General features: G+C 64.1%; 9 protein-coding genes. 4 read left to right on the top strand and 5 right to left on the bottom strand.

All coding sequences use genetic code 11. The annotated features are described in order from the left end of the window. Positions 1-99: 99 nt before the first annotated feature. The 3 genes from QZ613_RS06555 to QZ613_RS06565 all read right to left on the bottom strand — a co-directional run bounded on the left by QZ613_RS06555 (position 100) and on the right by QZ613_RS06565 (position 6,535). The gene (locus QZ613_RS06555; protein WP_291867221.1) at positions 100-1,632 is read right to left on the bottom strand and encodes a DUF2235 domain-containing protein; all 1,533 of its coding nucleotides are present in this window, start codon (positions 1,630-1,632) and stop codon (positions 100-102) included. Between the two features lie 17 nt (positions 1,633-1,649). Further along, on the bottom strand, positions 1,650-5,312 hold the full coding sequence (locus QZ613_RS06560) for an EAL domain-containing protein (protein ID WP_291867219.1): 3,663 nt from the start codon (positions 5,310-5,312) through the stop codon (positions 1,650-1,652). Positions 5,313-5,386: 74 nt separating this feature from the next. Further along, positions 5,387-6,535, bottom strand: coding sequence for an ABC transporter substrate-binding protein (locus QZ613_RS06565; RefSeq protein WP_291867216.1), 1,149 nt, complete (start codon positions 6,533-6,535; stop codon positions 5,387-5,389). A 357-nt stretch (positions 6,536-6,892) separates the two neighbouring features. Between QZ613_RS06565 and ppk2 the strand changes: the two genes are divergently transcribed. From ppk2 to fetB, 3 genes are all read left to right on the top strand, one after another. Then, the gene (gene ppk2 / locus QZ613_RS06570; RefSeq protein ID WP_291867213.1) at positions 6,893-8,161 is read left to right on the top strand and encodes a polyphosphate kinase 2; all 1,269 of its coding nucleotides are present in this window, start codon (positions 6,893-6,895) and stop codon (positions 8,159-8,161) included. A gap of 129 nt (positions 8,162-8,290) precedes the next feature. Continuing rightward, the gene (locus tag QZ613_RS06575) at positions 8,291-8,908 is read left to right on the top strand and encodes an ATP-binding cassette domain-containing protein (RefSeq protein ID WP_291867210.1); all 618 of its coding nucleotides are present in this window, start codon (positions 8,291-8,293) and stop codon (positions 8,906-8,908) included. Next, on the top strand, positions 8,899-9,705 hold the full coding sequence (gene fetB / locus QZ613_RS06580) for an iron export ABC transporter permease subunit FetB (protein ID WP_291867207.1): 807 nt from the start codon (positions 8,899-8,901) through the stop codon (positions 9,703-9,705). Before QZ613_RS06575 ends, fetB begins: the two co-directional genes overlap by 10 nt. Before the next feature lie 248 nt (positions 9,706-9,953). Here fetB and QZ613_RS06585 read toward each other — a convergent pair whose 3' ends face one another. Then, positions 9,954-10,079: a hypothetical protein gene (locus tag QZ613_RS06585; protein WP_291867204.1), complete on the bottom strand. Its 126-nt coding sequence runs from the start codon at positions 10,077-10,079 to the stop codon at positions 9,954-9,956. 228 nt (positions 10,080-10,307) lie between these two features. Here QZ613_RS06585 and QZ613_RS06590 point away from each other — a divergent pair, with 228 nt between their 5' ends. Continuing rightward, positions 10,308-10,610, top strand: a complete 303-nt coding sequence (locus QZ613_RS06590; protein ID WP_043564428.1) for a hypothetical protein — start codon at positions 10,308-10,310, stop codon at positions 10,608-10,610. Positions 10,611-10,843: 233 nt separating this feature from the next. Here QZ613_RS06590 and QZ613_RS06595 read toward each other — a convergent pair whose 3' ends face one another. Continuing rightward, positions 10,844-12,331 (bottom strand): hypothetical protein, encoded by a 1,488-nt coding sequence (locus QZ613_RS06595; RefSeq protein WP_291867200.1) that lies wholly within the window; start codon positions 12,329-12,331, stop codon positions 10,844-10,846. Between the last annotated feature and the right edge of the window lie 27 nt (positions 12,332-12,358).

Consider the following 12,358-nt stretch of genomic DNA (forward strand, 5'->3'; position numbering starts at 1 on the left):
GACCCGCACGCGGCTCGGCCTTGCGCTTTCGAACGACACAGGAGCAGGTGTGGGTGGGCAACGGACAGCGGGCGTCCGTTCGTGCGCCGCCGGTAACGCTTACCTGTGGCTGACGGTGACGCTCAGCTGGCCGCGATTATTGCCATAGAACTTCCAGGCATCGTTGGCGTAGCAATACAGGTAGCCCGGGCGCAGCGGCTTGAACGTGCATTGCTCGCCGATGACAAAGCTCTCGCCCTCGATCGCCGTGCCACTGCCGTCCATGTTCGGCTGGTTGGCGATCATGCCGATCAGAGCAAACCATGGCGCGTCCTCGCGGCGCCGCGATCCCCACCAGTCGGCCGCTTCCTTGCTCGTCAATCGCTGGTAGATCGCTTCGGCCTGGCCAATGGCATTGCCGAGCAGGTGCGCGACCTCGCCGATGTTGAACTGCCCTTCGTCGACCCCTCCCGGGCCGCAGGGAATCGTGCTGTCCAGCCACTCGCCGCTGGCGACGAATGCGTAGTTCACGCCGCCTTCAAGGTACAGGCCGGTAGCGTTCCAGTGCTGGCCAGCGGACACGGCAGCGCTGGCCGACTCACCGACACCGAGGACCCGCGTCGGCCAGTACGGCGCCTGCGCCAGAGGCGGTACCTGATGCCGATCCCAGACCTGCTCGGCCAGCTCACGGCCAACACTGTTCGCGGCCACCAGCGGCGTTGCGCGCGGCAAGGTGCGCAGATGTTTCCAAGCGCCGCCTGGCGACTCGTGCAGGACGCCGCGCGGATCGGGACTCAACTGGCAGGCCAGCGCCGGATCGACGCGCAGGCCAAGTGCCGTCGCTTCATCGACCATCCACTGCAGCGCGCCGTCGGAGAGGCCGCAATCCTGGTAACCACCCCCCACGTCTTCGTGCGTACCGACGAACCAGAGCTGCTTGACGCTGCCGTCGACCAAGCGCTGCGCGTCGCTCCACAGGGTTGGCGAAAAGCTCGCCCGTTGTTCGTCCATGGCCAGAGCGTGGCGACCGTGGCGAACCGCGGGGCCGAGCTGGGTGTCGTGGAAGCGGTAATTGCTCGGGTCGTCGAGGATCTGGTCGAAGAGGACCAGATCGTCGGGTACGCCGAGCGAACCGACCGTATCCCAGACACCGATCAAGTGGATGAGCGGTTGGCCATCGGGCAGGGCACCGGCAAGAAAGCGGAAATCGGCACCCCATTGCGTCGCTTTCCGGCCTTTCCGGTAGCCGTGCTCGTAGGCCTTTTCGACCGCTGTCCAGGCCTGCCGCTTACTGCACCGACTGAGATCGACAAGCCCGCAGCGGGCGATGAAGCCGCCGAGGCTGCGCACCGTGTAGGCGCCGCGACTGAAACCGAAGAGGAAAATCCGGTCACCACTTCGGTAGTGGTCGCACAGCCAACGATAGGCCGCGAGAATGTGGCGGCTGAGACCAAGGCCGATGGCGCCGCCGAGCAGACGTTCCACGAGATTGCCGTCGGCACCGACACCGGGGTGATAGTAGACCCGCTGTTGCTCGTCGCTCAGGCAGAGCCTGTGCAGCTTGACGACGTTGGTCGGTGCGGGCAGGGCGCCCATTTCCTGCTTCGGGGTGCACCAGGTTCCGTCACAGCAGACGACGAGATTGCGTGGCATTATTTCTCTTCTCCGGGTCAGCTGCCCGACGGCAGCACAAAGCGGAAGCTGGTCAGTTCTGCAGCCGGCCGCGGTCGGCTGAACAGGAAGCCCTGAGCCTCGAAACAGCCGTGCGCGGCAAGAAAGCGCAACTGCTCGACGGTTTCGACACCTTCGGCGATGACTTCCATTCTCAGGCTCTTGGCCATGGCCACGACGGCGTGCACGATGGCCGCGTCGTTGGCATCGGTCGACAGGTCGCGAACGAACGAGCGGTCGATCTTCAGTCGTGAGACCGGAAAGCGCTTGAGGTAGGCCAGACTCGAGTAGCCGGTACCAAAGTCGTCGATGGCGATTCGCACGCCAAGAGCTGCGAGCGCCTGCAGGAGCTTGACGGCGCTCATCGGGTCGTCCATCAGCAAGCTCTCGGTCAGCTCGAGTTCGAGGGTCCGCGGCTGCAGCCCAGATTCGGCAAGTATGGCCGCCAGCTGTTTGCCGAGATCACCCTGCTGCAGTTGTCGGGCAGAGAGGTTCACACTGATGCGCAGAGCGTTATGGCCGGCGTCGTGCCAACGTTTCGCTTGCCGGCAAGCCTCGCGCAGGACCCACTCACCGAGCGGGGCAATGAGCCCGGTTTCCTCGGCTATCGGGATGAAGCGATCCGGTGCGACGAGGCCGAGGCGCGGGTGGCGCCAGCGAATCAGGGCCTCCATACCGGTGGTCTCGCCGCTGCGACTGTCAACCTGTGGCTGGTAGAAGAGCTGGAACTCACGCTGCTCGATAGCTGTGCGCAAGTCGTTCTCGATCGCCACGCGCTCGAGTACCGCCCGGTTCATGTCGCCGGTAAAAAACTGGAAATTGTTACGGCCATGTTCCTTGGCGTGATACATCGCCGTATCGGCGTTGCGCAGCAAGCTGGGCACGTCTTCGCCGTCTTCCGGATAGAGACTGATGCCGATGCTCGGCGTCACTTGTAACGGACGCTTGCCGATCAGCTGTGGCGCCGCGACAATCTCGAGCACTTTTTGCGCGACCCGCGCGACGCTTTCGACGTCGGCGACGTCGGGAATGACGATGATGAACTCGTCACCGCCCAGCCGGGCCACCGTTTCGGTCTCGCGCAGCACCTTGCCGAGACGCTCTGCGACACGCGCCAGGAGCTGGTCACCGGTGTCGTGCCCAAGGGTATCGTTGATCAGTTTGAAGCGGTCGAGGTCGAGGAAAAGCACTGCCGTATGCGTGCCTTCGCGTCTGGACTTGGCGAGTGCCTGGCGAATGCGATCCTCGAGCAGCAGGCGGTTTGGCAGCCGCGTCAGCGCGTCGTGGTGGGCGAGGAAGTGGATGTGCGCCTCGGACTGTTTTCGTTCGCTGATGTCGTCGAAGCTCCCCGTGTAGTGCGTCACTGTGCCGGCAGGGCTGACGACCGCGGTAACGGTCAGCCACGCCGGAAAGACCTCGCCGTTCTTGCGCCGCTGCCAGACCTCTCCCTGCCACAGGCCATGCACTGCGATCTGGGCCCACCTCTCGGGAGCGCAGCCGTCGCTCTGCTGCGCAGCGGCAAACAGCCGTGGCGTCTGCCCGACGACCTCGTCCCGCGGGTACCCAGTGATCGTCGTTAGCGCCGGGTTGGCAGAGACGATGCGCTCGTCTGAATCGGTGATACAGATCGCCGAAGTGCTGGCTGAGAAGACCGTCGCTGCCAGGCGCTGCGCCTCTTCGGCACGACGCTGATTGACGATCCGCCAGATATCCTGGCCGATCAGTCGGGTGGTCTCGATTTCGCTCTCGGTATACGGTCCGACCTTGTTGCCGACGCCGAGCAGCATGCGCCCCAGCCCGCCCTCGACGACCGGCACGCTGATCAGCCGTTCGAGCCCGGCAAGCGCCGGCGGTCGAGTCCCGATGAGGCCTGTTTGCTCGGCGTCGAAGAGCAGCGGCGAGCGCTGCCGCAGGGCCTCGATCCAGATCTCGGCGATACGGCTGCTGCACAGCAGGTCGGCGAGCCCCCGAGAAGCGCCGCGCTGCGTTCCCTGCGACCAGCTCACCGAGTCGATGTCTTGCTGGTCGGCATGTACGAAGCAGAGGAAGGAAATCCGGCTGCCGGTCAGGTCCTCGGCGACAGTCAGTCCGTGCTGGATGAATTCGCTTTCGTCCATCTGCTCGGCGGCCTTGGGCAATTCAAGCATGGCCAAAGCCCGCTCGGCCTGGTGCTTGAGCAGGGCTGCCGACCGCCGTCGGGCTTCGTCGCGGCGCTGGCGTTCGCTGATGTCGATGAGAATGCAATGGGTGCGCGCCCCGCCTCGCGTGGTGTGATGGATGCGGCCACTGACCTGAACCCTGATCGTCGTCTCGTCCTTGCGCCGGAAGTCGAGCAGTAGGTCGTTGATCTGCCCTGCATTGACGAAGGTCGGGAAAGCCTCGACCAGAGTGGGCAGGGAAGCGGCGTCCAGGAAGTCGCCGATCTCGCGGCCGACGACCTCGTCACGGCGGTAACCGAGCAGACTCAGCCAGGCGTCGTTGACCTCGACGAAGCGGCGGTCAGCGACATCAACCGACTGATAGGCCAGTGGTGCGCCGCTGAATAGCGCGTGATAGTGCTCCTCGGAGGCGGCCAGCGCCGCTTCGCGTTCGACGATGGCGATGGCCATGCGCCGCATGCTCAGCGCCAGATTCGCCAGCTCCGCGGCCCGCGAGGAGGGTAGCGGCGCTGCGTAATCGCCGTCGGCGATGGCCTGGACATGGCGCCCGAAATCGGCGATCCGCCGTACCAGCTGCTGGCCATAGACGTAGGCCACGAGCACCGCCAGCGCGAGCGCCAGCGTCAGGCCCCCGGCGATGGCTAGCAGGATGGTACGCGTGGCCGCGAAAGCGATGTCGGTCGGTTGCGCGACCAGCGTCAGCCAGCCCGAGCTGCCGACCGGCACGACCGTGCCGATGTGCTCATCGCCGTCGAGAGAAAAACGACCCGTCCCAAAAGTTCCGCCGAGAGCGGCCTGGACCAGCGGCAGGTAGGCAAGGTTTTCCTGCCGCGCAGCGTGGCTGGCGTCGGGGTGCGCGACGACTTGCCCAACACGGTCGAAGATGATCGGCAGCACGCCGGCCGCACGGCCAAGTTCGCCGATGTGCTTCGACAATTGCCGGAGATCCAGCTCTCCGACCAGGGTCTCGCCGGCACTGACGCTGGGCGGACCCTGGCTGCGCAGCGGCACGGTCATGGCCACGACGATCTTGCCGCGCTGCGACAGGTAGCTGTCAGACCAGGCCACGCTGCCGCTCGAACGCGCGCTGCGAAGGAAAGTTCGTGCCGAGAAATCCAGCCCCAGCAACTCGTCGCGACCACTTCGCCGTTCGAGCGGCAGACCGACGTCCATTACCCGTGCGCTCGCATCCAGGATGTACAGCGCTTCCAGCGGTGCGTGCGCGTTGACCTGGGTGTCGATGACCACGCGAGCGCGCCCCGGTAAGAGCGTGGGCAGCGCTTCGATCTCGGCCGCGACACGTTCGACCTCGCCTGCCGAGCCCTGCAGGAAATCATCAACCTGGCGCGACAAGGTCACTGCAATAGCCCGGTGGCTGCTCTCCACCTGGTTGTTGAGCAACGGCAGGAGCACCCCGAGCATGACGGCGACGACGATCAGGGTCGCCATGGCCACCACCGTGGTCAGGCCCAGAGCCAGCCAGAAACGAAGAGAGCGCGCCATGTCGCGAAGCCTAGCCCGCGCCAGCCATCGCGGCAGCGCTGAGATCGCGCGCGGAGGGCGATCGATCGCGGGGACTAGTGCAGGGACTTGAACTCGCCATTACGTATCACCGCTAAGAAGCTGTCGCGTTGCGTGTCGCCGCCGGCATCGAACTGAATCGGCGACTGAGCGCCAGCGAACGTGGCCTGCGCCAATAGCGCTTGTTTGAGGGTCTCACCGCTGCGCCTGGCGGTAAGGGCGTCGAGAGCGACGTTGGTGGCGTCGAAGGCCGTCAGTCCGGGGAACCCCGGCTCATGCCCGAATCGTTCGCGATACGCATGGCGAAAGGCCAGGTACGCTGCGGCGCTGCTATCGCGATCGACGTACTGGGCGACGACAAGTCCTTCAACGGCTCGCCCGCCGAGCTCGATCAGGCGCTCGGTGGCCGCCCATTCGGACGTACCGATGCGCAAATCCGCAGCGCGCATGCGCAGGTGCCGGACCAGCAGGGCGGTATCGACCGAATTGGCGATGATGATCACCCCATCGGGCTTTGCGGCGAGAACGGTGGTCGCCAGCGCGGCCAGCGATTGGCCGGAGTCGAAGGCAATTTCGCCAATGACTTGCCCACCCATGCCCTCGAAGGCGATGCGGAAATCGCCGGCCCAGCTTTCGCTGTACGCCTGATTGCTCAGGTCGCAGACGAGAACCACCCGTCGCAGTCCGTTCTCCCGGAAGTGATACTCAGCCGACTTGAACACGTGCGCCGCAGTCGGTGCGACCACTCTGAAGAACTCATCGTCCAGACCGGTCAGCGCGTTCGTCGTCACCGTTGGTGAGAGCAGGGGGACGCCGGCAGCGTTGAACTGCGGCAGGATGGCCAGAGCCATGGTGCTGGTCATTGGGCCGATGACCACCTCGACCTTGCTCGCCAGCAAGCGGCTAGCCGCGTGGCGCGCAAGCTCGGCGTCTTGCTGGTCGTCCTCGGCGATCAGTTCGACCGGTCGGCCATTGATTCCGCCCTGCCGGTTACGCATCTCGACGGCGAGAATGGCCCCGTTGCGCCCCCCAATACCGAGGTCGGCGACGCGCCCGGAGAGGCCAGCCAGAAAGCCGATGCGCACGGGCTCCGGCGGCGAACAAGCGAGCACCGCGAACAGGACAGCGGCGACCATGGCGACGACAGGCAGGCGGCCAGGTACCAGTCGCAGTTCGCCAATCGTTGTCGTTGTTGACGCGAGCATGTCGCCTCCTGCGGCGCCTAATCACCCTGTGACAAGCGCAAGAGGCCGACTATAACATCGTTGGAGAGGGCGCCGTGTTTCACCGCTGCAGCAGCGCAATCGAACGAATTGCCACGCGAGAATTCGCCTGGCCCCTCGCTCCCGCACCCTCAGTCGCATGCCCGCCGGGGTGACGAGGGCCGGCGACACATTTGCCGGGCTGACCGGCAAAAACACTGAAAAGGGTGGAAAACAAGCCGCGAGCGGATCTCAAGCGATTGAAACGACTTACATATCGGCGCTATTATGGCAATCGTCGTCGAGCGTTGATGTGGCGACCTTTTTGGTAGCAGAACACACCCACTGGGAGAGAGATAGATGGATAAGAGAACTCCGCCGCCCCCCGCGAGCACCGATGGCATCAGCGCGGGAGGAATAGCGGAAGCCGAGAATACCGAATCTCCGGCCGCCAAGCCCGCAGCGCGAGCCCCGCGGGCACGAGCTGTTTCAGCGTCGACGCGGGCGACCCAGCCGCGCCGGGCAACAGCCGGAGATGTGGCACCTGCACGTACGCCCGCCGCCATGGAAGCCTTCGATATCGCCGAGGCGACCAGTTCGGCGATCGAGCACAAGAAAGTCGCCCTGCGCGACATCATCGCGCACGCCACCGTCGGTGACACGGCGTCGCTGGCGAAGACGCTGGAAGCGATCATGACCGGCTCTTCTCCCGATGACGCTGCAGCCCTGCGCAAGGCGCTGATGGCAGAGAGGAACGAGCCCGAAGCAACGCCGCCAAGCAGCCCGGACGATGAATTGGCGTCGAGCTGGCGCGAAACGAGTTCCTATCCCTACCGCAACCTGATGTCGCGCAAGGCGTACGAGAAACAGAAATACCGCCTGCAGGTCGAGTTGCTGAAACTGCAGAACTGGATGAAGGAAACCGGGCAGCGCGTGGTCGTCATTTTTGAGGGGCGTGACGCAGCGGGCAAGGGCGGCGCGATAAAGCGCTTTACCGAACACCTCAACCCACGTGGCGGACGGGTCATGGCTCTCGAGAAGCCCAGTGAACAAGAGCGAGGGCAGTGGTACTTCCAGCGCTACGTGCGCCACCTGCCGACAGCCGGCGAGATCGTGTTCTGTGACCGCTCGTGGTACAACCGCGCCGGCGTCGAGCGGGTGATGGGTTTCTGCAGCGAAGAAGAGTACGCGGAGTTCATGCGCCAGACCCCTGAGGTCGAGCGTACGCTGGTGCGCAGCGGCATCCACCTGATCAAGTTCTGGTTTTCGGTCAGCCGCAAGGAACAGCGCCGCCGCTTCAAGGAGCGCCAGGTGCATCCGCTCAAGCAGTGGAAACTTTCGCCGATCGACCTTGCTTCGCTCGACAAGTGGGACGATTACACGAAGGCAAAGGAGGCGATGTTTTTCCATACCGACACCGCCGAAACGCCGTGGACGGTCATCAAGTCCGACTGCAAGAAGCGCGCGCGCCTGAATGCCATGCGCTACGTCCTGCATAAGCTGAACTACACCGGCAAGGACGTTGACGCCATCGGCCCCATCGATCCTTTGTTGGTCGGTCGTCCGCACGTGGTTTACGAACCCAGTGGAAGCGCCCATCCGGTGGGGGAACACACACCGATTCTGTAGCCCGCACGGATGCGGAAATCAGCGGCAACGCAGGGGCGCGCAAAGCGCCCCGCTTTTTTGCGGGCGCCACGCTCTGACTCGCCCTCTGCGCCCCCTTTCGCTTGCGAAATGATCTGAGCTTGGTCTAGCGTGTCTATTCTTCGCCTTCATCAACTGCGCACTCGCCATGTCGGTCCCATCGAACTCAGCGTCGATGCCGGGGAGTGCGTCTGTGTCCACGGAGCTTCCGGCAGCGGCAAGACGCTCTTGCTGCGCGCCATCGCCGATCTCGACGCACACGCCGGCGACGCCTATCTCGATGCCCAGCCATGCACGATGCTGGCGGCCCCGGAGTGGCGCCGTTCGGTGGCCCTGGTGGCGGCGGAAAGCCAGTGGTGGGGGGAGCGCGTCGGCGACCACTTCGAGACGGACATCGATGCCGGCTGGCTGCAGCAGCTCGGCCTGCCCGAAGAAGCGATCGACTGGCAATTGTCCCGCTGTTCAACGGGCGAAAGGCAGCGCCTCGCTCTCTTGCGGACGCTGATGCACGAACCGGCGGCACTCTTGCTGGATGAGCCGACGGGAAATCTCGACCAGGAGAGTACCCGACGTGTCGAGGAGTTGCTGGCCGATTATCGACGCCAGCGGCACGCCGCAGTGCTGTGGGTCAGTCACGATTCCGCGCAGATCGAACGCGTCGCTCACCGCAGTTTCATTCTGCGCGACGGCGGCCTGGCGGAGGAGAAGAGGGTGCCGCGGTGCAGGTGATCACGCTTTCTCCCGCAGACCTGGCCATAGCCGCGCTGCTCATCCTCGCCCTCGCCGGGCTGTCGCGGCGCCTGCGCCTTGGGGTCGAGCGACAACTGCTGACCTCCGCGGCGCGCAGCACCATCCAGCTGTTTCTCATCGGCCTGGTCCTCAAGGTTCTCTTCGACAACGTCCATCTGGTCTGGGTGACATTAATGGCCGGAGTGATGATCGCGGTGGCCGGACGCGAGGTCATGGTCCGCCAGAAACGACGCTTCGTCGGCTGGTGGGGATTTGGCGTTGGCACCCTGTCGATGTTCGTTTCGTCGTTCACGGTGACCGTCATGGCCTTGCTAATGGTGATCGGCACCAGCCCGTGGTACGCGCCGCAGTACGCCATACCGCTGCTGGGAATGATCCTCGGCAATACCATGAACGGTATCTCGCTGGGACTCGACCGTCTCACCCAGGAAGCCACCCAGAAACGCCAGATCATCGAGAGCCGTCTCGCACTCGGGCAAAGTTGGCAGCGGGCAATTTCCGACAGCCGCCGCGAGGCCATCCGGGTCGGTCTGATTCCGATCGTCAACGCCATGTCGGCCGCCGGCATCGTCAGCCTTCCCGGGATGATGACCGGCCAGATACTCGCCGGAACGCCTCCGGTGGAAGCAGTCAAGTATCAGATTCTGGTCATGTTTCTCATCGCCGGAGGCACCGGATTCGGCACCGTCGTCGCCGTCAGCTTTGCCGCCAGACGCCTTTTCGACGAGCGCCAGCGCTTGCGGCTCGACCGCTTGAGTGGTGGGCCACGGAATTGATCTGAAACCACTCATGCGGGACGGGTGAACGAGATCGGCAGGCCGATTTTTCAAGCCTGCCGAACGCCCGATCAGAGGCCACTTGTGTCTTGCCTTGGCACCTGCCGGTTGAGCCTCGACCGGGCATATCAGCGCTGGGGAGGGGTGAAAAAAACCGCCAGCGCTCCGGATACGGGTCACTCAACCGGCATCCGGGCCACCGACGGCCTGGTCACACTTCGGCGTGCGACTTGCAGCCTAAAGCGTCGTCAACGCTGGATCAGCGGTGCGACGCCGGCCGCATGCTTTTCGGCTTGTTTGACGGCCTTTTTTTCCTTTGGTGTCAACGCCGCCTGTTTTTTCGTTTCCTTGTTGCCTTGCCTTATCTTGCCCATGATCGTACTCCTCGTGAGCACCGGCGAACGCAGGTGCGATTGCAGTATAGGCGGATCTGGGCACGGAAACGGGGTGGCAAGAAATAAGTACGGCCATCGACCATCTGCGCATCAGGTGCTCGCTGCCCGCGTCGCCATCGCCAACCTGGCTATTTCAGGCTGACGACAGGGCCAGCGCACTGGTACCATGGAGGCGGGTTTTGTTAACTCTTGCGAAAGGAGCGACACATGAGTCTGAAAGAGGCAAAGGATGCCTATATCGGCAAGCTTAAACTGCAGCTCGACGAATGGAGTGCAGATCTTGACGCCATGGAGGCCAGGGCTCGACAGGCCGACGCCGGGTTCAAGGAAAGCTTCAACGCCAAGGCTGAGGAGCTACGCTACCAGAAGACCCTGGCTCAGGGCCGGATCAACGCGCTGCACGAGGCCGCCGATGACGCCTGGGAAGAACTCAGAAACGGCAGCGAAAACATCTGGTCGACGGTCCGCCAGACCTTTGCCGACGCCAAAGCAAAATTCGACAACAAATAAACCGAGCGAGCGCTGGCTTAAAGATAGAAACGGGGCTGCGGCCCCGTTTCTTGTTACCTCTCACCGCTACGCGGCCATCTCATCCAGTTTACATAATACAAATTATGCGTAGTCCGGCCGAAGGCGGTTGAGAAGGGGCTGTGCTGGCTCGTGGCGACTGATCCGCCCGGTTGTCCGTCACCATTGGCGCCAGGCGCATGCTGCCACCGGGCAAGCCCACCGATCGGATCCGCCTACCCGCCGCTTGCCTGTCGGCCTGCCTTGAACTGCTCGGCCAGGGCCTGGTTATAGGTTGCCAGCCCACTGAGCGCCATACGGCTGGTCGTCGGTCCGTCCAGGTCAACTTCCATTTCGACGACCTTCGACTTGTTGGCGGCGACGCCGGCCAGATTTCCGACGACCTGCAGGGCCACGACAGCCGCGTTTTTCTGCGAATCAAATCCGCCGACTTCCCGAAACCGGGCGAAGTTCCCGCCCACGGCGATGCCTTTCGCCATGCGCAGGCTTCCGCCATCGACGTGACCACTGGCGGCGATCGCTCCCGGCGGCGCGGTAACGCTCATTCCTTCGCCAGCACCGGTATTCGCGCCGTCCGGATTCAGGATCGATGAGCCCGACCCGGAGGTCTCCAGCGCCGCGATATTGATCGCCACGCCGATGGCGATGCCGTCGAAACCGCTCTTGCTCCAGTCGATACGCTTGCCCATATTGCCGGCGCCAAGACCGGCGAACCCGCGTTCGTGGAGCTTCATCCCGGTCGGCGTCAGCACCAGGTATTTGCGCGTGGTATGCCCGAGGTCCTGCTCGACATACACGGGCGCCTGGATCGTGCTTGCCGCCTCGGTCGCCGCATACACCGCGCCGTTCGCGGCCGTGAACGCCGCCGCGTCCTCGACCTCGACGCTGCCGGCGGCGAGCCGCTCTTTCAGATCGGCCCAGGCCCTGTCCGTCAGCACCTGCAAGGCGGCAACATCGACGTTGGCGACCTGATATTTGATTCGCGAACGCGTGGCGCCGTAGTTCGTCCCTGGCAGGTAGCCGGCACGGGTGCTGGCGGAGACTTCTCCGCCAACTTCGAAGAGAACGCGGAACTCACTGATATAGATGCGTTTGCCGGCGGTATTCAGTTTTCCTTCCAGGAGCCCGCCGCGTTCGAGGACGACAATCGGCTCAGACGCCACCGCTTGCACTGCGGCCACCGTAAGCGGTTGCACGGCTCCGGCGGCCGGTCCTTCGGCGAGCTTTCTGAATTCGTCGGCAGAGAGCGTTTTTCCCGGGAACGCGGGTTCATCTGGCCGGCACTCCTTGGCGATGGCCAGTTTGCCAAGGAAGCCCTTTCTCTCCTTGGCTTCGGCGGCGCGCTGCTGCGCCGCGGCGTCCGGTGCCATGCTTTCCTGCACCTGCTGCTGGGCCACAGCGCCGGCGACCTTGCCAACCAGGCCGCCAAGCCCGCCAAACAGCCCGGCACCCTGCGCCACCGCTGCACCGGCGACCTGTCCGCCAGCGTTTGCCACCCCGCCCGCTGCCGCTTTGCCGATGCTTGGCGCATTGGGATCGCCAGCAGCGATAAATTCGGCCATCGCCTGTTCCTGGGCGGCCAGCCCTGTACAGTCGAGTTCGGCGTCACTCGGGCTGACCCGCTGCAGCGCTTCGGCGGACACCAGCGCCGGTGAACCGGCCAGGAACGCGATCATCATTGACTGACGGATGACTTGCTTCATCGGATGCTTTCTCCTCGTTAAGAAATA

The organism is Candidatus Accumulibacter sp. ACC005 (genome assembly GCF_907163215.1).
GTDB lineage: Bacteria > Pseudomonadota > Gammaproteobacteria > Burkholderiales > Rhodocyclaceae > Accumulibacter > Accumulibacter regalis.